The organism is Aquiflexum lacus (genome assembly GCF_015476655.1).
In the GTDB taxonomy this organism is placed as follows: Bacteria; Bacteroidota; Bacteroidia; order Cytophagales; family Cyclobacteriaceae; genus Aquiflexum; species Aquiflexum lacus.
The window spans coordinates 77,167-98,239 of record NZ_JABFHF010000021.1; the positions used below are offsets into that span (position 1 = coordinate 77,167).

At 41.0% G+C, this 21,073-nt stretch carries 13 protein-coding genes; all 13 read left to right on the top strand.

Features of this window, described 5'->3' with window-relative positions; all coding sequences use genetic code 11:
- Positions 1-611 precede the first annotated feature (611 nt).
- The 13 genes from bshC to HMJ38_RS17710 all read left to right on the top strand — a co-directional run bounded on the left by bshC (position 612) and on the right by HMJ38_RS17710 (position 20,941).
- Positions 612-2,183: a bacillithiol biosynthesis cysteine-adding enzyme BshC gene (gene bshC, locus HMJ38_RS17650; protein WP_194975748.1), complete on the top strand. Its 1,572-nt coding sequence runs from the start codon at positions 612-614 to the stop codon at positions 2,181-2,183.
- Positions 2,176-2,745, top strand: a complete 570-nt coding sequence (locus HMJ38_RS17655) for a 5-formyltetrahydrofolate cyclo-ligase (protein WP_194975749.1) — start codon at positions 2,176-2,178, stop codon at positions 2,743-2,745. The genes bshC and HMJ38_RS17655 overlap by 8 nt, the downstream gene beginning before the upstream one ends.
- A gap of 77 nt (positions 2,746-2,822) precedes the next feature.
- Complete coding sequence (locus HMJ38_RS17660; RefSeq protein WP_194975765.1) at positions 2,823-3,302, top strand: hypothetical protein; 480 nt, start codon at positions 2,823-2,825, stop codon at positions 3,300-3,302.
- A 949-nt stretch (positions 3,303-4,251) separates the two neighbouring features.
- Entirely contained in the window at positions 4,252-7,482 is a 3,231-nt protein-coding gene (locus tag HMJ38_RS17665; RefSeq protein WP_194975750.1) for a SusC/RagA family TonB-linked outer membrane protein, read from the top strand.
- Between the two features lie 19 nt (positions 7,483-7,501).
- Positions 7,502-9,163, top strand: a complete 1,662-nt coding sequence (locus HMJ38_RS17670; protein ID WP_194975751.1) for a SusD/RagB family nutrient-binding outer membrane lipoprotein — start codon at positions 7,502-7,504, stop codon at positions 9,161-9,163.
- A 19-nt stretch (positions 9,164-9,182) separates the two neighbouring features.
- Entirely contained in the window at positions 9,183-10,148 is a 966-nt protein-coding gene (locus tag HMJ38_RS17675; RefSeq protein WP_194975752.1) for a hypothetical protein, read from the top strand.
- A gap of 339 nt (positions 10,149-10,487) precedes the next feature.
- A complete protein-coding gene (locus tag HMJ38_RS17680; RefSeq protein ID WP_194975753.1) occupies positions 10,488-13,298 on the top strand; it encodes a 2-oxoglutarate dehydrogenase E1 component in 2,811 nt (936 codons plus the stop codon).
- 125 nt (positions 13,299-13,423) lie between these two features.
- The gene (gene odhB, locus HMJ38_RS17685; RefSeq protein ID WP_194975754.1) at positions 13,424-14,956 is read left to right on the top strand and encodes a 2-oxoglutarate dehydrogenase complex dihydrolipoyllysine-residue succinyltransferase; all 1,533 of its coding nucleotides are present in this window, start codon (positions 13,424-13,426) and stop codon (positions 14,954-14,956) included.
- 239 nt (positions 14,957-15,195) lie between these two features.
- Positions 15,196-15,486 carry a four helix bundle protein gene (locus HMJ38_RS17690; RefSeq protein ID WP_394355073.1) on the top strand — a complete coding sequence of 97 codons (291 nt, stop codon included), beginning with the start codon at positions 15,196-15,198 and terminating at the stop codon, positions 15,484-15,486.
- 66 nt (positions 15,487-15,552) lie between these two features.
- Positions 15,553-16,950 (top strand): dihydrolipoyl dehydrogenase, encoded by a 1,398-nt coding sequence (lpdA, locus tag HMJ38_RS17695; protein WP_194975755.1) that lies wholly within the window; start codon positions 15,553-15,555, stop codon positions 16,948-16,950.
- A 168-nt stretch (positions 16,951-17,118) separates the two neighbouring features.
- Positions 17,119-17,604 (top strand): peptide deformylase, encoded by a 486-nt coding sequence (locus tag HMJ38_RS17700; RefSeq protein ID WP_194975756.1) that lies wholly within the window; start codon positions 17,119-17,121, stop codon positions 17,602-17,604.
- A 177-nt stretch (positions 17,605-17,781) separates the two neighbouring features.
- On the top strand, positions 17,782-20,601 hold the full coding sequence (gene carB / locus HMJ38_RS17705; RefSeq protein ID WP_194975757.1) for a carbamoyl-phosphate synthase large subunit: 2,820 nt from the start codon (positions 17,782-17,784) through the stop codon (positions 20,599-20,601).
- A gap of 82 nt (positions 20,602-20,683) precedes the next feature.
- The gene (locus HMJ38_RS17710; protein ID WP_194975758.1) at positions 20,684-20,941 is read left to right on the top strand and encodes a DUF4834 domain-containing protein; all 258 of its coding nucleotides are present in this window, start codon (positions 20,684-20,686) and stop codon (positions 20,939-20,941) included.
- Positions 20,942-21,073 lie beyond the last annotated feature (132 nt).

The following is a 21,073-nucleotide window of genomic DNA, read 5'->3' on the forward strand; positions in this document are numbered from 1 at the left end:
CCCGTACTTTGTACTTGGTACTTTTTACCTTGTACAATCCTAGCGTTACAAACGCCCGACTCAGCGTCACGAAGCCAAAGTCTTCGGACAACGAACCCTTATCCCAACACTGACTCCGTACTTGGTACTTGGTACTTTTTACCTTGTACAATCCTTGCGTTACAAACGCCCAACTCAGCGTCACGAAGCCAGAGTCTTCAGACAACGAACCCTTATTCCAACACTAACCCCATACTTGGTTCTTGGTACTTAGTACCTTCTACACTCCCACCTTCCTCCCTAAAGAGATTGCCACGTCGCACGAAGGGCTGTTCAAAATATCAAAGTATTCCAAGTGCTCCTCGCAATGACGCATCTCCTTCATCCCTCATCCTTTCTACATCCCTTCAATCCACTCGGTCTCAATTCTTAAATCTTAAATCTAAAATCTAAAATTTATCCTTCACCCCTCAAACCTACAACCCTCCTCCCCAAATCTCTTATATAATTTTTGAAAAAAATAAACGGGAAACTTACCATTCTTGTAATTAGAAAAAATATGCGAACTTTATCATTTGTTGGAAAGTTTACTTCATTTATACCCTTACAAAGAACGTTGAACCCTCAATTCCATGATCAAAGCCACCGTTGACCCTGAGTGTACCGGACAGTTTTCACCTTTATTTTTAGATTATATCCGCCAAAAACCCCAGATAGTATCTTTCTACAATCAATATCCTTCAGCAGTCAATTTCAAAAAGCTTTTGGAGGGCAAAGATTTTGATGCAGACAGAAGAAATATTTTGGTCAGTGAATTGGAAAAACAGTATGCAGGAATTGAGACTTCCGAAAAAACCAAGTCGCAAATTCGGTCTTTGGCTGAAGAGAAAACCTTTACGGTGACCACAGGACACCAACTGAATTTATTTACAGGGCCATTATATTTTATTTATAAGATTGTATCCACCATCAATCTGGCCAACAAGCTGAAAGAATCCTATCCTGAATATCATTTTGTGCCAATCTATTGGATGGCCACGGAGGACCATGATTTTGAAGAAATCAATTACTTCAAACTCAACGGCAAAAAGTACCAATGGCAATCTCAGCAAACAGGTGCAGTTGGGGATTTTAAATTGGATCAATCTTTCAGGGAGTTTTTCAAAGAGGTATCCTCATTTGTTCCCGAACTATTCAAAGAGGCTTACCTAGGCTCAAAAACATTGTCTGAAGCAGGAAGGAAATATGTGCATCAGCTATTTGGTGAAAAGGGGCTTTTGGTGGTAGACGGAAATTCTGCTGCGTTCAAAAAGATATTTATTCCCGTGATCAAGGAAGACTTATTGGTTCATTCGCCCAATCAATTGGCGGAGCAGCAAACTAAAAAACTGGAAGATTTGGGGTACAAGAGTCAAATATTCCCCAGAGAGATCAACTTTTTTTACATGATCGCAGGAGTCAGGGAAAGGGTTGAAAAAATCGACAGTATATATAAGGTGTTGAATACGGATATTTCTTTTACTGAATCAGAGATATTGGAAGAGTTAAATCAACACCCTGAAAGGTTCAGTCCTAATGTGGTGCTGAGGCCTTTGTATCAGGAAATGATATTGCCCAACTTGGCTTATTTGGGCGGTCCTGCTGAGGTGGCTTATTGGTTTCAGTTGAAAACTGTATTTGATCATTTTGGAGTGCAGTTTCCCGCAGTGATGCCCAGGAACTTTGCAGTGGTCTTGGATAAATTGGCCATACGCAAGATCAGTCAGTTGGAATTGGAGGATGCAGCATTATTTCAGTCAGTGTTGGATTGGAAGCGGGAGTTTGTAGATAGCCATGCTTTGATGGAAGTGAGACTTGAAAATGAGAAAGCCGCGATGGCAGGAATTTTTGAATCTACCGGGGAAAAGGCATCAGAACTCGAAAAAAGTTTGGGCAGTGCCTTTGAGGCTGCCAAAGTCAGGTCCTTGAAAATATTGGATCAACTGTCAAAGAAAATCCGAAAGGCAGAGGAAAAGCGTCTCAATGTGCAGATAAAAAGGAGAGAAGACCTTCAGGGTCATCTGTTTCCGGGAGGAATTCCTCAGGAAAGGGTTGAGAACTTTATGAGGTTTTATCTGGAGAATGAATCGTTTGTATCAGAACTCTATGAACTTTTTGATCCTTTTGATTTTGATTACATGATAATTAGGCCTGAAAATGGATAAAGAGGAATTGAGAATTACTTATAAGTCCCTGAGGAAAAAGTTGTCTCAGGAGGAGGTGACAATTCTTTCAGAAAAAATAACCACTTCTTTTCTCGAATTTTTAATTCAACAACCCAAGGTCAGGCATATCCATATTTTTTTTTCAATCAAGCGTTTCAATGAAATTGATACTTTCCCGCTTTTTTACGAGCTCAAGAAATTAGGCTACAGTTTATATACCTCTGAGGTCAATGGGCATAAAGATGCATTGGACACCTTACATTTAGGGGATACAACTGGATTTGAGGTCAGTTCTTGGGGTATCCCCAAGCCCGTAGGCGCTAAGCACACAGAGCCTAAGCCTATCCAATTGGTATTAATCCCATTGTTGGCCTATGATGAAAAAGGCAACAGGTTGGGTTATGGTAAGGGGTATTATGATAAATTTTTGGCGACCTTGGAAAGTAGTGTAATAAAGGTAGGTTTGAGCTTTTTTCCTCCTGAAAGCCAAATTCCGGCGGATTTGCATGATATTGGGCTTGATATTTGCGTTACACCTGATCAAATACACCATTTCGTTTGAATTTTGTGAAATAATCGGTGAATTGATTTTCTTTGTTCCATAATTTGAAAAGTTTTAATCCATTTAGAGAAAGCATGATGAAAAAAGTTGTCGTATTATTCGTTTTCGTGATTTCAATGGCTTTTGCCAATGAAACCATGGCCCAATACAATACCGCCATTGGTTTGAGGGCTGGTTCGGGCAATGGGCTTACTGTGAAACATTTTATCCAGGAAAATGCCGCTATCGAAGGTCTCCTTTACACGAGGTGGAAAGGTTTTCTGGTTACCGCGCTTTATGAAGTCCATAATGACATTTCAGAAGTCAAAGGACTTCAGTGGTTTTATGGGGGTGGTGCACATATTGGTTCATGGAATGCCGGAAATCACAATACACCATGGGGCGACAGGAACACAAGTTATACCATCATCGGTCTTGATGGTATTATAGGCTTGGATTACAAGTTTACGGATGCTCCTATCAATTTGTCCCTAGATTGGAAGCCTGCCATCAATTTTGGAGAAAGAGGAGGTTTTTGGGGCGATGAAGTAGCCCTGTCCATTAGATTTGCATTCTAACTTAAAAAGTCAGAATAGTTTACCTGCCGGGATTTTTTCACTTGCGTGATGAGTCCCGGTTTTTTGTATACATGCGACTAAGGGTTCTTTCCAACATGGAATAGGCAACAAGGACTTGTTGAGAGAATGGTTTTTTTCATGACCGGACCGTATTTATACGTTTTTTGGTAAAATATAGATTTTGAAGGCTCGGAGAAAGTACGATAGGTGATGCCAATCCTAAAGATCACAGAGAAAGGTTAAATCTTTGACAAAATCCATATTCAGAATATAATTTTGTTGCAAAATATATATTGAGTCAATCGATTTTTTAAATCAAATGGAATTCAAGAACCATTTTTTAGAACCAAAGAAAATTTCTTGACCAATTGTGCGAAAAAAGAAACCCTAAAAAGGAGGTTACTCAAAAAAAAATACAAAAATGGATATTTTACATACTCAAAACTGATTTTATGAAAAATTTTACCATTATCAACGAAGTTGAAATACATCTTTTTAAGTACTTCTTAGATTTATTATGAAAAACATAATAATTCAATCAGAATAATTCTGAAATCGTAAAAAAAAATCAAATAAATGTGAAATAGGTAAAAAAGTATTTGATCTACTGAAAAATGGACATTTTTTTATTTTTATTCAAAACAGAATAAAATTTTACGCTAAGAGCTGATATGGCCTTTTTCGAAAACCGAAAATGACTATTGGGATTTATTTCCAAATAATCACTTCCATTTGCCTTTCATTGCCTTATAAACCTATTTTTCTCTAAATTTCTGCATAAATTGTATAAAAACAATATTAAAAATAAATATAATAGTTTTTACATTCATTAAATTATATTTTATACATGTTAAATTTTGTTAAATATATAGAATTTTGATTGAATACTTAATTTTGAAATGTGGGATAATTAATTTTTCTTTACGCATCAACTAAACTAAAATACCTTATGAGAAAAGCTTTACTCTTTGTTATTGCGCTTTTCACCATGACACTCAGTTATGAAGTGTCGGCGCAACAACGGGTAATTACCGGAAAGGTAATTTCCGAAGAAGACAGTCAGGGCCTACCGGGCGCAACTGTCCTCGTGAAGGGTACAACTGTAGGTACTACCACCGATTTGGATGGTAATTATTCTATCAGCGTACCGGCAGGTTCTAATGTCCTCATCTATTCTTTCGTTGGTTTGAAAACCATGGAAGAATCTATAGGCAATAGATCTGTAATCAATGTGACTCTTACTATTGATGCTTCCCAACTATCAGAAGTTGTGGTAACATCTCTTGGTATAGAGAGAGAAAAGAAGGCCTTGGGCTACGCAGTTTCCACTGTTGGAGAAGAATTGATCCAAAACAGACCTGAAGCTGACGTATCAAGGGTACTTCAGGGAAAAGTAGCCGGTGTAAACATCACTGCTACTAACGGTTTATCCGGTTCAGGTACCAACATCATTATTAGAGGTTATTCCTCAGCGACAGGTTCCAATCAGCCGCTTTTCGTAGTGGATGGTGTTCCTTTCAGTTCAGGAACTAACGCTACCAATGGATTTACCACAGGTGGTGCAGCTACTTCCAGTCGTTTCTTGGATATTGACCCTAACAACATCGAAAACGTTTCTGTGTTGAAAGGTCTTTCTGCTACCGTATTATATGGTGACCAAGGTAGAAACGGTGTGATTTTGATCACTACCAAGTCAGGTGCAAACAAGAGAAAATCGGCTGAAGTTACTGTCAACCAATCACTATTCTCTAACTCTGCGGCCTCGCTTCCTACATTTTCGCAGCTTTATGGAAATGGTTTCCAGCAGCAGCCGGGTTTGTTCTTCTCTAACTTCGGTCCGAGATTGGACATTGGATTGCAAACAGCCCACCCGATTGCCTCTTCTAACTTAGCGAGTATCAGAAATGCATTCCCTGAGTTCTTTGTACAGAATCCGGATGGAACGCCTTCTAGTACACCCATCAGGTATGACTATAAGGCCTATGAGGATGTTTCCTCATTTTTCTTCAAAACGGGTTTGGTTTCCAATACATCAGTTCAGGTTGCAGGTTCTTCTGACAGAACAGGTTATTCTGCATCCTTCGGTTACACAGATGATGAAGGTTTTATTCCGGGTAACAACCTGAAAAAATACAACTTCGGTTTGGGTATCAATACTGCTGTAACGGATAAGTTTTCAGTGAATTCTTCCTTTACTTTTGCAATTACTGATTTGGTTTCTCCGCCGATAAATGCTGCTTTCGGTTCAGGACCATCAGGTGGGATTCCATCAGCATTTGCCAACACCTTATACTTACCAAGATCTATTGATTCAGCAAATTTTCCTTTCGAGAATCCAGTTGATGGATCCAATGTAGCGCATAGAACTGGTAACGACCAGGTAAATCCGAGATGGTTGACAAAGAATTATATCAACTCTTCCAAAGTTAGCCGTTTCTTTAATTCGACTTCATTGAACTATGATTTCAATGACAATTTCTCTGTGACCTACAGACTAGGTTTAGATACTTATACTGAAACCAGAGAGAGTAAATATAATAAAGGTGGTGGCGGAGGTGTAAGTACCTTGATCAATACAGGGTATTACAAAAGCCAATCAATCACCAATACCATTTGGAATCAGGACTTGATTGTTAATTTCAACAAGACACTTTCTGAAAAATTGGGCTTCTCGGCCCTATTGGGTGGTAACTCCCGATATGATGCTTATACGCAAGACGGTTTGGTTTCTACCGGACAGTTGGCTTTTGATCTTTTCAGACATTCCAACTTCCTGCAGGCATCCTCACGAGATCCTTTGAATGGTGCTAACATGCAATATCAGCAATTTGAAAGAAGGATGGGTATCTATGCCAACGTTACGTTGGACTACGACAACTATTTATTCTTGAATATTTCTGCAAGAAATGATTGGACCTCTACAGTAGAACCGGAAAACAGAAGAATCCTTTATCCAGGAGCTTCCGTATCCTTCTTGCCATCTGAGGCTTTCAATTGGAACTCATCCACTGTCAATGACTTGAAATTGAGATTAGGTTATGGTACTTCGGCAGGTTTCCCTAGTCCTTACAGTACCAGAAACATATTGAATCAAAATGCAAGGGGATTTCAGAGCTTAGATGGAACGTTGTTCCAGACTCAGTCTTTGAGCACCAGTTTGGGTAATCCAAACTTGAAGCCGGAACTTCACGAAGAAGTGGAGTTTGGTGTGGAAGCGACCATGTTCAATAACAAATTGAGGTTTGATCTCTCTCTTTACCAGAAGAATACAAATGATTTGATCACAAGATCTCCGCTTGACCCGGCAACAGGTTTTACCTCGTCGTTGATCAATATTGGTAAAATCAGAAACAGAGGTATTGAATTTCAGGCTACTGCGACTCCGGTCAGCACTGCTTCCGGATTTACTTGGGAATCTATCGTAAACTTTACGCTTTACAGATCTGTGACCATGGAATTGGGTGAAGGTTTGGAAGAGATTGTTGTAGCAGGTTTTACCAATTTGGGTAATTTCGCTATTCCAGGCAAGCCATTCAACCTTATTAAAGGGCAGGGTTTTGCAAGAGATGAACAGACAGGTCAGCCAATTGTATTACCAAACGGTGATTACCAGACTGCTTCAGAATTGGTTGAATTGGGTGATCCCAATCCGGCTTGGACAGGTTCTTGGATCAATACATTCAGATATAAAGGTTTGTTCTTGAATGTCATGATGGAATACAGACATAGAGGAGTGATCTTCTCCAATACTGTAACTGCAACATTGGCAAGAGGTGTGACCAAAGATCCGGTGGTAGACAGAGAGCTTACTTTCATCCTTCCGGGAGTGAAGCAGGATGGTACGCCTAATGACATTCAGGTAACGGCTGCTAACTACTTCTTCAACCAATATCATACAGGTGCAGATGAGTCCAACGTATTTGATGGTTCGGCAGTAAGGTTGAGAGAGCTTTCTTTAGGTTATGACATACCTGCTTCAATCATTTCTAAGACTCCTTTCAAAAGGGCTTCAGTAGCATTGAGTGGTACCAACCTTTGGTTTAGAGCATTGAACTTCCCTCCTAACATGAACTTTGATCCAGATGTATTGGGTACAGGTGTAGGTAACGGATTGGGATTTGACTTCGTGACCGGTCCAAGTTCAAGAAGATTGGGTGGAACTGTAACACTTACTTTCTAATCCCCAAAAAGAAAATACAATGAAAAGAAGAATATATAGTTTATTTATCGCCCTTAGTTTATTGGTGGTAAGTGCATGCGACCTGGATTTGCAAAATGATCCAAACGCTGTAACAGCAGATACTGCAAGTTTGAACTTGGTATTGAATAGAATTCAGCTTGATTTTACAGGATTCTATAATGGCACCCAAGACAGGGGTATGCGTTTGACAAGAATGTTGAATCAAGGTTCTAACCTTTATGAGCAGGCTTATGTCCCTGTTAACTTCAACGGAACCTGGACTACAGCTTATGCCAATATCTTGAATGATATTAAGTTTCTGGAGCCTTTGGCTGAAGAGGCTGATTTCAAAAGGCATTTAGGTATAGCCAGAGTAATCAAGGCTTATGTCTTGATGACCATGGTGGATTATTTCAATGATGTTCCTTGGTCTGAGGCTTTGGATCCAAATAATTTCAATCCAAATTATGACCAAGCTTCTGCAGTCTATGCGGCCGCTTTGGAGGCATTGACACTAGCAAAAGAAAACTTTGCTGCCCCAACCTCAGCAGGTGCTGCCCAAGATCTGTTTTATGGTGGTACTTGGGCCAATTGGGTGAAATTGACCAATTCCATGATTCTGAAGTTGCAATTGAACAGAAAGTTAGTTGATGCTGCTGGTGCAACTTCTGCTATCAACGCCTTGATTGCTGAGAATAATTTTATTCAGCCGGGACAGGAATTTGTGTTCAAATACGGTACTAACCTGACTGACCCTGATTCCCGTCATCCAAGATTTGCAGGTCAATATACCCCAGGTGGTGGTGGTGATTACCAGTCTACTTGGTATATGTGGCACATGACAGAAGAAAAAGTAGAAGGAGGAGCTGCATTGGTAGATCCAAGAGCTAGGTTCTATTTCTACAGACAGCAAATTGTGAACCCTACAGATCCTGATAAGTTGAGATGCTTGGGTGAAATTGCTCCGGGACATTACTTGGCAGGGGGTTTTCCATTTTGCTTACCGGGTACGAGAGGCTATTGGGGAAGAGATCACTTGAATGCTGAAGGTATTCCGCCGGATAACTTAGAAAGAACTGCGTGGGGAGTTTATCCTGCAGGTGGTAGATTTGATAATAATGCAGCTGCAGCCGTCAATCCTAATGCAGGTGCGGGTGGTGCTGGAATTCACCCGATCATGTTGCCTTCTTATGTTGACTTTATGTTGGCTGAAGCAGCGCAGACACTTCCCGGTGTCAGTGGAGATCCTGCCGCGCTGTTGAGGAGCGGTATTCAAAAATCCATCAATTATGTAAGGGCATTTTCAGTATCCACTTCAGAAGAATCCGCGATCAAAGATTTCCAAGCTGATGCTGATTTCAATGCTGATAGAGATGCTTACTTGGATTACGTTGCAGATGAATTTGAAGCAGCTTCTGAAGCTAGGAAAATGTATTTCATAGGTAGAGAGTATTGGTTGGCTTTGTTCGGAAACGGAAACGAGTCGTATAACCTTTACAGAAGGACGGGTCAGCCTGATGGCATGCAGCCTGGTTTGTTGGCTAATTTTGGTGATTTCCCTAGGTCTTTGTTCTATCCGAACAATCACTTGGTGACCAATACCAATGCAGTTCAGAAAGCATCTCAAAGATTGCGTGTATTCTGGGATACCAATCCTGAAGGTAACGATTGGGTATATTAATCTCTAAATCACAAAAAATATGAAAATGATAAAATATAGTTTTGGAGTATTATTGGCCTTTATGATGTTTGCCACCTCTTGTGTGGATTTCATCGAGCCAAATGTACCCTATGCAACGTTTAATACAGGGGCCTATTTGAGAACAATCAGGTCTGCCCCGAATACGAGCACCAATTTCAACTTCTTCGAATTGGCGAATTCTAAATTCGCCCTTACCTTAGAAGCGGTGGATGCAGAAGGTGGAACCACTGTAGATAATGTTCAAATTAGAGTTAGACACAGAAGATTAATTCCTGGTGTCGGACTGGAATATGTGCCTGCAGGTACAGGTTCTCAAGTGAATGATGTATTGATCAGGACCTTGAATGGTTCTGAATTTCAGAAAGCAACTGAAAATCCAAACCATCCAAGCACACTTTATACAAGAGCGTCCTTTGAGATCAATGCTTTGGATGCAATTGAGGCAGTTGGATTGACACCTGCACAGATTGAAGGCGGAGATACTTTTGAATTCAGATTAATCCTTACAGATATCAATGGAAGGGTTTTCGATTCCAATAATAGAAGTGCCGATGTTTCCGGCGGAATTTTCTATGATTCACCTTTCCTATACAATGTGAATGTAGTTTGTCCTTCTAATATTTCTACTGCCACTGATTTGTGGGATGCAACTAGTACCTCAAGATTTGGTGTTAGAACTGCTGAAGTTAGAGTGACACCTGTATCAGGTCAGGCTACTCAGTGGGAAGTTTCTGATGTGTCAGCAGGTTTGTATGCAGGTTTTGGATTCAACGCTACTCAATCAGGTATTTACAATGATGCTTGTAATGTGATATCTTGGCTAAGAGCTGGAACTACTCAGTTTGGTCTGGTTGACCCTAATGGTCAAACCGGAACCTGGGATCCAACTACTGGTACACTTGTCATCTATTGGAGAGACAATGGAAATAATATTGACGGAGAGACCGTTTTGGTTAAAAAATAATCTCCTTGTAGAATATTAATTGGAAAGCAGTGTCCTTTAGGGCACTGCTTTTTTTTGCTCTTTTCTTACCATCTCACTTCATAATCCATTCCTGCTTTAGAGACATTTCTCAATGTTAGAATCATCTTCCCTCTCCTATCATAAAAAATAAGTTCTCCCTTTCCAAATTCTTAAATCTAAGGTAGCTATCGGGACTAAGAATTAAAATCTCAGCCTCACCGAAAGTCCCAATATTCATTTTTTCTTTATCCAGAATCTAAAAACCCGTATAAACGGGTATACAGTTTTTATATCAACTCTGAATAAGATATATTTGTAGGAGTTAGCAAAAACTCAACAATGGATAAATTTTCCTATATCTCCAATGCCCATGTAGCTTATATCGACGAGCTATATGATGACTACAAAAACGACCCTGAAAGCATAGATCCCAGTTGGAAAACTTTTTTTGATGGCTTTGATTTTGCCATCACCAAATTTGGGGATGTCGATGAATCGTCGCCGTCAAAGCCCTCCAATGGAAACAGTTCTCCACAATCAGAACCTGCGAACGGTGCCTTGGCAACGCGCGGTACTATCATGGATATGGAGCAATTGCCCAAAGAAATCAAAGTCAGGGCACTGATCCATGCCTACAGGTCAAGGGCACACTTGAGATCAAAAACAAATCCCGTAAGGGAAAGAAGGGATAGAAAAGCCCTGATAGACCTCGAGGATTTTGGTTTGGATCAAAATGACCTGAACACAGAATTTCAGGCAGGTAAAGAAATAGGCATAGGTACAGCCAAATTATCCAAAATTGTAGAATCCCTCAAAATAATCTATGAAGGTTCAATAGGATTTGAATACCTCTACATCAGGGAACCTGAAATGTTGGATTGGCTAAAAACCAAAATTGAAAAGGAGGCTTTGGCGTTCAACCCTGCTGTGGAAGAAAAGAAAAGGATTCTGTCGAAGCTGAATCAGGCAGTGGTTTTTGAAAACTTTTTACATACCAAATATATTGGACAAAAAAGGTTTTCTTTGGAAGGGGGAGAAAGTACTATCCCGTTTTTGGATGCTGTTATCAATACTTCCGTTTCCCTTGGGGTAGAGGAAGTCATGATCGGAATGGCGCACAGGGGTAGGTTAAATGTCCTCGCCAACGTCATGGGAAAAACCTATGAGCAGATTTTTTCTGAGTTTGAAGGTACAGCCAAGCCTGACCTGACCATGGGTGATGGAGACGTCAAGTACCACATGGGGTATTCCAGTGATATCATCACTCCTGAAGGCAAAAAGGTAAATATGAAATTGGCTCCAAATCCATCCCATTTGGAAGCGGTCAATCCTGTGGTGGAAGGGTTTATCCGAGCTAAAATTGATTCACAACATAAAGGGGATTCCAAAAAAGCCCTGCCGATATTAATCCACGGTGACGCCGCAGTCGCAGGTCAGGGGATTGTCTATGAAGTGACCCAAATGGCCGGTTTGAAAGGATACAATACAGGGGGAACCATTCATTTTGTCATCAATAATCAAGTAGGTTTCACCACTGACTTTGATGATGCAAGGTCATCCATTTATTGTACTGACGTAGCCAAAATGATAGATGCACCTGTCATCCATGTCAATGGAGATAATGCAGAATCGGTTGTTTTTGCTGCAAGACTAGCCGCGGAATTCCGTCAGAAATTTGACAAGGATATTTTTGTGGACATGGTCTGCTACAGGAGACATGGCCATAACGAATCTGATGAACCTAAATTTACCCAGCCCGAGCTTTATAACATCATTTCAAAACACCCCAATCCCAGAGAAATCTATGTCAAAAAATTGACCGAGAGGGGGGATATAGATGCTGAAATTGCGCAGCAGATGGACAAGGAGTTTCGTCAGCTTTTGCAGGATAGATTGAATATGGTCAAAGAAAAACCCCTGCCGTATCAGTTTACCAAATTTGAACAAGCCTGGCTTGAGATGAGAAGGTCCAATCCGGAGGATTTTGATCAATCTCCTGAAACTGGAGTATCAGAGGAAATGATCAATAAAGTTGCTGAGGCATTGACTTCAGTACCCAAAGGATTCAAGCCAATCAAGCAGATTGAGGTTCAGTTGAAACAAAGAAAGGACATGTATTTCAATTCAAGGTCGCTCAATTGGGCGGCTGCCGAATTATTGGCATACGGGACCTTATTATTGGAAGGCAAAACGGTCAGACTTACCGGTCAGGATTGTCAACGCGGGACATTTTCCCATAGACACGCCGTGGTCCATGATGCCAACAGCAACAAGCCTTATAATTTCCTGAAAGAATTAAAAGAAAGCAAAGGACAGTTCCATATTTACAATTCCCTGTTGTCAGAATATGCGGTATTGGGTTTTGAATATGGTTATAACATGGCCAACCCACATTCTTTGGTGATTTGGGAAGCACAGTTTGGTGATTTTGCCAATGGTGCCCAAACCATGATCGATCAGTTTATTTCCTCGGGGGAATCCAAATGGGGCAAAATGAATGGATTGGTGATGTTGCTGCCGCATGGATATGAAGGACAAGGTCCTGAACATTCCAATGCAAGGCCGGAAAGATTTTTACAGCTTTCTGCTGAATACAACATGGTTGTTGCCAATATCACAGAGCCTTCGAATTTCTTCCACATGATGAGAAGACAGTTGGCATGGGAATTTAGGAAACCTTGTATCGTGATGTCCCCCAAATCACTGTTGAGACATCCAAAAGTAGTTTCTCCTGTAGAGGAATTTACAAATGGCCGATTTAGAGAAATCATCGGGGACACCAATGTCAAAGCCAAAGACGTCAAAAGGGTAGTCCTTTGTTCAGGTAAAATCTATTACGACCTAGAAGAGGCGAGAGAGAAAGAAAAGGTAACTGATGTAGCCATTATCAGAATTGAACAATTGCATCCACTTCCAAAAAAACAAATTTTGGAGGAACTGAAAGCCTACAAAAATGCCGAAATTGTTTGGGTTCAGGAAGAGCCTGAAAACATGGGCTATTGGAACTTTATCCTGAGATTGTTGTACAAAGATCTTCCAATGGAATTGATAGCGAGGAAAACATCTGCCTCACCAGCCACAGGATATCATAAAGTACACGTGCAGGAACAAGCCGCTATTATCGAAAAAGCATTAAAAATTTCAAAATAACCCCTATTCCGTATTGGATTGATTAATCATTCAGACCAATGCGGAATCAGGTTTAATTTCAATCTATTCAGAAAAATTAACCTTGGATTCGAAGCATCGGGTTTGGGGGTAAAAAAGAAAAAACAATGAGCCTAGAAATTAAAGTCCCAACAGTGGGGGAATCCATATCGGAAGTGACGATAGGACAATGGTTTAAAAAAGACGGTGACTACGTGGAAATGGATGAAGTCATCTGCGAGTTGGAATCTGACAAAGCCACTTTTGAACTTGCTGCCGAAGCTGCCGGTGTGTTAAGAATCAAAGCCGAAGAAGGTGATACCTTGGAGATAGGTGCTGTGATCTGTCAAATTGAAACGGACGCCAAAGCATCAGTCGCAAAAGAAGAAAAAGTAGCTTCTAAAGAAGCCTCTAAGTCCTCAGGCAAAACCGGAGAAGTTAAGGAAATGATTGTGCCCACAGTTGGAGAATCTATCACAGAAGTTACCTTGGCCAATTGGCTGAAAGCTGATGGGGATTACGTTGAATTGGATGAAATCATCGCAGAAGTGGATTCTGATAAAGCAACTTTTGAATTGCCTGCTGAAGCGACCGGTATTTTGAAACATGTGGCGCAAGAAGGAGATACCTTGGAAATCGGTGGCCTGATCTGTAAAATCGAAGTAACTGAAGGAGGAACTCACGAAACCGCTGAGAAAAAGCAGGATACAGGTTCAGCCCCTTCCCAAATGGATGCTCAAAAAGAAAGCTACGCAACAGGCCATGCTTCCCCTGCGGCTGCAAAAATATTAGCTGAAAAAGCAATTGATCCGAAGGATATCAAGGGAACAGGAAAAGATGGGCGGATCACAAAAGAAGATGCCGAGAATGCCAAAAAAGTAGCAAAAGAAGCTCCCAAAACCCCAAAAGCGGAAGCGCCAAAAGCAACAGCAGAAGCGGCTGCGCCAAAAGTAGCCGGTTCCCGTGATAGCAAAAGGGAAAAGATGTCTTCATTGAGGAGAACCGTTTCCAGAAGACTGGTAGCCGTAAAGAATGAAACGGCCATGTTAACCACCTTCAATGAGGTCAATATGGGTCCCATCATGGAAATGCGAAAGAAATTCAAAGAACAGTTCAAAGAGAAGCATGGTGTCAATCTTGGCTTTATGTCTTTCTTTACCAAAGCAGTATGCGTAGCCTTGCAAGAATGGCCCTCAGTCAATGCACAGATCGATGGCAATGAAATGATCTTCAATGACTTCTGCGACATTTCCATTGCCGTATCTGCTCCAAAAGGTTTGGTGGTACCGGTGATCAGAAATGCCGAGTCCATGAGTTTTGAGCAGATCGAAAAAGAAGTGGTCAGGTTGGCTACCAAAGCCAGGGACAATAAGTTGTCTATTGAAGAAATGACAGGAGGAACCTTCACCCTCACCAATGGAGGAATATTCGGTTCCATGATGTCCACCCCGATCATCAACGCCCCACAATCAGCCATCTTGGGTATGCACAACATCGTAGAAAGACCCATGGCCGTAAATGGTGAGGTAAAGATACTCCCCATGATGTACCTGGCCCTATCCTACGATCACAGGATCATTGACGGCAGAGAGTCGGTCAGTTTCCTTGTCAGGGTGAAGCAGCTTCTTGAGGAACCGACGAGGTTGTTGTTTGGGGTTTGATCTGTTGTACAAAGTACGATCCGCCACGGCGGACAAGTTGTACCATGTACCAAGTATAGGGTTTATTTGAGGGGTAGTTGAAAATAATCGGATAAGTTGGGGGTGGGTTAAGAGATAGTATGAGTAAGTGTTAAATTGAAGTTTTCCATTTATTCACTTAAACTATTACGACCATGCATTGATACAAAGAATTAAAGGTTTGGCAGAAGGCCATTGACTTAGCTGTTGAAGTTTACAGAATCACTGAAAAGCTACCGAAAGATGAAAGGTTTGGTCTGATCGGCCAAATGAACAGATCGGCTGTTTCAATTCCCTCAAACATTGCAGAAGGTGCGGGAAGAAATACCGACAAAGATTTCAATAATTTTCTTGGTGTTGCTTTAGGTTCTTCATTTGAGCTGGATACCCAATTAGTGATTTCCAATAAGCTTGAATATGTAAATGATCAGGATTTTCAAAAAACAGAAAAAGAGCTTGAACATCTTCAGAACATGATTGTCAAACTCAAATTAAGTTTAAATTCTAAATAAGCATTTATTTTCTTGGTACTTAGTACATTGTACTTGGTACCAAGAAATTAGTATCAAGACAAAAATATGTACGACCTAATAGTAATCGGCTCCGGACCAGGAGGATATGTTGCAGCCATCAGAGCGGCCCAATTGGGTATGAAAACTGCCATCATTGAGAAATACGCCACCCTTGGTGGGACATGTCTCAATGTGGGTTGTATTCCTTCCAAGGCATTGTTGGACTCCTCGGAGCATTACCACAATGCAGCCCATACTTTTAAAACACATGGAATTGACCTGAGCAATCTGAAAGTCAATCTGAAACAAATGATCTCCAGAAAAGACGATGTGGTGAAGCAGAATGTGGATGGGATTCAGTTTTTAATGAAAAAAAACAAAATTGAGGTTCACCATGGTCTTGGTTCCTTTGTAGATAAAAATACCGTAAAGGTCACCAAGGATGATGGCTCTTCTGAAGATATCAAAGGCAAAAATATCATCATCGCCACCGGTTCTAAGCCTTCTTCACTCCCATTTATCCAGCTCGATAAGAAGAGGATCATCACCTCAACGGAAGCCTTGAATCTTAAGGAAATTCCCAAACACATGATCGTGATAGGTGGTGGTGTGATCGGAATGGAATTGGGATCTGTTTATGGCCGAATGGGTGCTAAGGTATCCGTCGTGGAGTACATGGATTCCCTAATTCCATCTATGGACAAAACCATGGGTAAGGAATTACAGAAATCATTGAAAAAACTTGGCTTTGAGTTTTATTTGAAACACAAAGTGGTTGGGGTAGAAAATAAAGGTAAAGAAGTTATCGTAAAGGCGGAAAATTCCAAAGGTGAAACCGTAGAACTGAAAGGTGATTATGTGTTGGTTTCCATCGGAAGAAGACCATATACAGATGGATTGAATGCCGAAGCGGCGGGAGTGAAAATCACTGATAGAGGCCAAGTAGAGGTGGATGATCACCTCAGGACCAACGTACCGAATATCTATGCCATCGGTGATGTGGTCAAAGGCGCCATGTTAGCCCACAAAGCTGAGGAAGAAGGCACTTTTGTAGCGGAAGTGATCTCCGGTCAAAAACCACATATCAATTACCTTTTAATCCCGGGAGTGGTTTACACTTGGCCTGAGGTGGCAGCAGTAGGTTATACTGAGGAGCAATTGAAGGATAAAGGCATTAAATACAAAACAGGCAAATTCCCCTTTATGGCTTCAGGCAGGGCAAGGGCATCCATGGATACCGATGGTTTGGTCAAAGTATTGGCAGATGCCGAAACAGACGAAATCCTAGGCGTACACATGATCGGTCCCAGAACAGCCGATATGATCGCCGAAGCCGTAGTAGCCATGGAATTCAGAGCCTCAGCAGAAGACATTGCCCGAATGTCCCACGCCCATCCTACTTACACCGAAGCTTTCAAAGAAGCCTGTTTGGCAGCGACAGATAATAGGGCTTTGCATATTTAGAGGGAGGAAGGAAGTACAAAGAACAATGTACCAAGTACTAAGACCGAGGTTAGTAGTAGAAAAAGGCTTCTCGTTGTCTCGTTGTCCGAAGCTTGTAGCTTCGTGAGGCTGAGTGAGGCGTTTGTAACGCCCTTTTTCCCTAAAAGCACCGATGTCATTTAATCAACCATGAAAACAACCGATGATATTCTCAAATTGGGTGATCCCAGACTCTATGAAATCTGCGAACCTGTCCAAAAGGAAGAACTTCCCCTCGTAAAAACTTGGGTCAAGGACCTGCATGAAGCCATGGAGGATATCCGTGCCCAATATGGTTTCGGCAGGGGCATCGCAGCACCCCAATTGGGAATCATGAAAAGGCTTTTTTATCTAAACCTAGACAAACCCTACATCATCATCAACCCAAAAATCAAAAGTCCAAGCCAAGAACTCTTTGAGCTTTGGGATGATTGCATGAGCTTTCCCAACTTACTGGTCAAGGTGAAAAGGCATCAATCTTTGACCTTGGACTATTTGGATGAAAATTGGGAAAAACAATCTTGGACAGTTGAAGGATCAGTTTCAGAATTGATACAGCATGAATTTGACCACTTGGATGGTGTCTTGTGTACGATGCGGGCAGTAGATGATAAGGCGTTTAGGTGGAAGGGGTGAGTTCTCTTGAAAATAAGTCCCTAAATTAATCGATTTTTAAACCAAAAAACCATCACAATCATTAATTTGGAATTCAACCGTCCCTTTTTCACAGCTTATCGGGGCTACTTAAATTTATTTCCCTATTTTTGCACCAATTTAGCCATCAGTAATTAAATCTTTTAACCCTCATTTAGAATGCCCAAGGATAGTAGTATCAAACACGTTCTCATCATCGGTTCAGGTCCCATCGTCATCGGTCAAGCTTGCGAATTTGATTATGCAGGTTCCCAAGCCTCCCGTTCCCTCAGGGAAGAAGGCATCAAGGTAACCTTGATCAATTCTAATCCGGCCACCATCATGACGGACCCAGTGACAGCTGACAATGTGTATTTGCTTCCATTGGAGAAAAAATCCATCATCAAGATCCTTCAGGAACATCCGGATATTGATTGTGTACTCCCGACCATGGGTGGGCAAACAGCCTTAAACCTCGCTTTGGATTGTGATAAAGCAGGCATCTGGAAGAAATTCGGCGTCAGGATGATCGGTGTGGATATAGATGCGATTGATACAGCTGAGAATAGGGAAAAATTCAAAGCTTTGATGGAGAAAATCGGTGTTGGGGTATGTTTGGGGAGTACTGCTACTTCCTTTCTTCAAGGAAATGAAATTGCACAAGAGATTGGCTTTCCATTGATCATCAGAGCTTCTTACACTTTAGGTGGTGCAGGTGGTGGTTTTGTCGAAAAAGCAGAGGATTTTGAAAAGGCACTTGTGGCCGGGTTGCAGGCTTCTCCGGTACATGAAGTCTTGATCGAGCAGAGTATCATGGGTTGGAAGGAATACGAACTGGAAGTGATGCGGGACAATATCGGTAACATGATTGTCATCTGTTCCATCGAAAATTTTGACCCCATGGGTGTACATACTGGAGATTCAATCACTGTAGCGCCTGCAATGACTTTACCTGATACCGTTTATCAGCGCATGAGAAATTATGCAATCACCATGATGAACAGCATAGGGACCTTTGCCGGCGGTTGCAATGTACAGTTTGCAGTTAGCCCTGATAATAAAGACATCATTGGCGTAGAAATTAATCCCAGGGTTTCCCGTTCATCCGCTTTGGCTTCTAAAGCGACCGGGTATCCGATTGCCAAAGTCGCTGCCAAACTTGCTGTTGGTTATAACTTGGATGAATTGAGTAATTCCATAACAGGAACCACTTCTGCATTTTTTGAGCCGGCCCTTGATTATGTGATTGTAAAAATTCCAAGGTGGAACTTTGATAAGTTTAAAGGTTCTGACCGTAAATTGGGATTGTCCATGAAATCCGTTGGAGAAGTCATGGGCATTGGAAGGAATTTTCAGGAAGCACTTCAAAAAGCCTGTCAATCTCTTGAAATCAAAAGAAATGGATTGGGTGCTGATGGAAAAGAATTGAGAAATCAGGAAGAAATTCTGTATAGCTTGGCCAATCCTAGCTGGAACAGGCTGTTTCATATTTATGATGCCTTCAAGCTTGGGATTTCATTTAGGACAATCCAAGACTTGACCAAAATTGACAAATGGTTCCTGAAGCAGATTGAGGAATTGATCCATATTGAGAAAGAGATCGAGAAATTTGAATTGGATACCATTCCAAGGGATTTGATGGATATGGCCAAAAAGAAAGGCTATGCAGATAGACAGATTGCCCATTTGTTAGATTGCCTTGAAAGTGAGGTCTTTGACAAGAGATACAAAGAAATGGGTATCAAACGGGTATATAAACTTGTGGATACCTGTGCAGCGGAATTTGAAGCCAAAACGCCATATTATTATTCGACCTTTGGAGAGGAGAATGAATCCACACCTTCCAACAAAAAGAAAGTAGTGGTCTTGGGTTCAGGGCCCAATAGGGTTGGACAGGGGATTGAGTTTGATTATTCCTGTGTGCATGGAGTATTGGCCGCGAAGGAATGTGGCTATGAAACCATCATGATCAATTGCAATCCTGAAACGGTTTCTACTGATTTTGATATCTCAGACAAACTATATTTCGAACCTGTATTTTGGGAACATATTTATGAAATTATCCTTCAGGAAGACCCAATCGGCGTAATTGTCCAATTGGGAGGTCAGACTGCCTTGAAGCTGGCTGAGAAATTGGACAAATTTGGAATCAAAATCGTAGGGACTAGTTTTGAGGCTTTGGATCTGGCTGAGGATAGAGGCCGTTTTTCTACCCTATTGAAAGAAAATGAGGTTCCATACCCAGAATTTGGAACCATACACAATACCGATGAAGCCTTGGAGCTTTGTAAAACACTGGGTTTTCCACTACTCGTCAGACCATCGTATGTATTGGGAGGTCAAAGTATGAAAATTGTCATCAATGAAAAAGAACTGGAAGAGCATGTGGTCAATGTCCTCAGGGATATTCCCAATAATGAAATTCTTCTAGATCACTTTCTTGAAGGTGCCATTGAGGCAGAAGCAGATGCCATTTGCGATGGTGAAAATGTCTACATTATCGGAATCATGCAACATATAGAGCCTGCCGGAATTCATTCAGGTGATTCATATGCCGTATTACCTCCCTACAATTTGGGAGATTATGTCATGAGGCAGATTGAAACCTATACCAAAAAAATCGCACTCGCGTTGAGGACCGTAGGTTTGATCAATATTCAATTTGCCATTAAAAATGACAAGGTTTATGTCATTGAGGCGAACCCAAGAGCCTCGCGGACCGTTCCTTTTATCTGTAAAGCCTATCAAGAGCCGTATGTGAATTACGCAACGAAGGTTATGCTAGGGGAGAAAAAAGTAACTGACTTTGAATTCAATCCGGTGAAGGTGGGTTATGCCATCAAAGAGCCGGTCTTCTCTTTCCATAAATTCCCCAATGTCAACAAAGAATTGGGTCCGGAAATGAAATCAACAGGTGAGGCTATCTATTTTTTTGAAGATTTGATGGATGATTACTTCTTGAAGATTTATTCCGAAAGAAACTTATATTTAAGTAGATAAATTATTTTAGACTTGAGATAGGAGACATGAGACGTCCATAGGACAGTCTCATATCTCATGTCTCACATCTCACATTCTAAACATGGGATTCATATTTAAATTTCTTTTGATTGCAATTGCCATATCTTGGATTTTTTCCAAGCTGTTACAATTCTTTTTGAAGAGCAAGTTAAAGCAGTTTGTAGATCACGCTAATGACCTCAAGCGCGAGGATGATCAACGGAGAAAGCCAAAGAATGGTAATATCAATGTTGACCATATTCCTCAAGAGTACCAGGAAAAAAGGTCAAAGGAAATAAGAGGAGGGGATTATATAGATTATGAAGATGTCAAAGATTGATTCATTCCGTGAATAGACACTGTTTTGATTGCAGAGACAATTGAATAGACATTTCTGATTGTATTATTATCCTATTCTCCTGTTTTGTGCGGATGTGTTTTAGGTGAAAATTAAGTAGCTGAAATATAGGTA

Excerpts from the sequence above, each read along its gene's own strand:
- bshC (WP_194975748.1), top strand. The coding sequence starts at position 612 with ATGATCAAAGCCACCGTTGACCCTGAGTGTACCGGACAGTTTTCACCT.
- HMJ38_RS17655 (WP_194975749.1), top strand. The coding sequence starts at position 2,176 with ATGGATAAAGAGGAATTGAGAATTACTTATAAGTCCCTGAGGAAAAAG.
- HMJ38_RS17660 (WP_194975765.1), top strand. The coding sequence starts at position 2,823 with ATGAAAAAAGTTGTCGTATTATTCGTTTTCGTGATTTCAATGGCTTTT.
- HMJ38_RS17665 (WP_194975750.1), top strand. The coding sequence starts at position 4,252 with ATGAGAAAAGCTTTACTCTTTGTTATTGCGCTTTTCACCATGACACTC.
- HMJ38_RS17670 (WP_194975751.1), top strand. The coding sequence starts at position 7,502 with ATGAAAAGAAGAATATATAGTTTATTTATCGCCCTTAGTTTATTGGTG.
- HMJ38_RS17675 (WP_194975752.1), top strand. The coding sequence starts at position 9,183 with ATGAAAATGATAAAATATAGTTTTGGAGTATTATTGGCCTTTATGATG.
- HMJ38_RS17680 (WP_194975753.1), top strand. The coding sequence starts at position 10,488 with ATGGATAAATTTTCCTATATCTCCAATGCCCATGTAGCTTATATCGAC.
- odhB (WP_194975754.1), top strand. The coding sequence starts at position 13,424 with ATGAGCCTAGAAATTAAAGTCCCAACAGTGGGGGAATCCATATCGGAA.
- lpdA (WP_194975755.1), top strand. The coding sequence starts at position 15,553 with ATGTACGACCTAATAGTAATCGGCTCCGGACCAGGAGGATATGTTGCA.
- HMJ38_RS17700 (WP_194975756.1), top strand. The coding sequence starts at position 17,119 with ATGAAAACAACCGATGATATTCTCAAATTGGGTGATCCCAGACTCTAT.
- carB (WP_194975757.1), top strand. The coding sequence starts at position 17,782 with ATGCCCAAGGATAGTAGTATCAAACACGTTCTCATCATCGGTTCAGGT.
- HMJ38_RS17710 (WP_194975758.1), top strand. The coding sequence starts at position 20,684 with ATGGGATTCATATTTAAATTTCTTTTGATTGCAATTGCCATATCTTGG.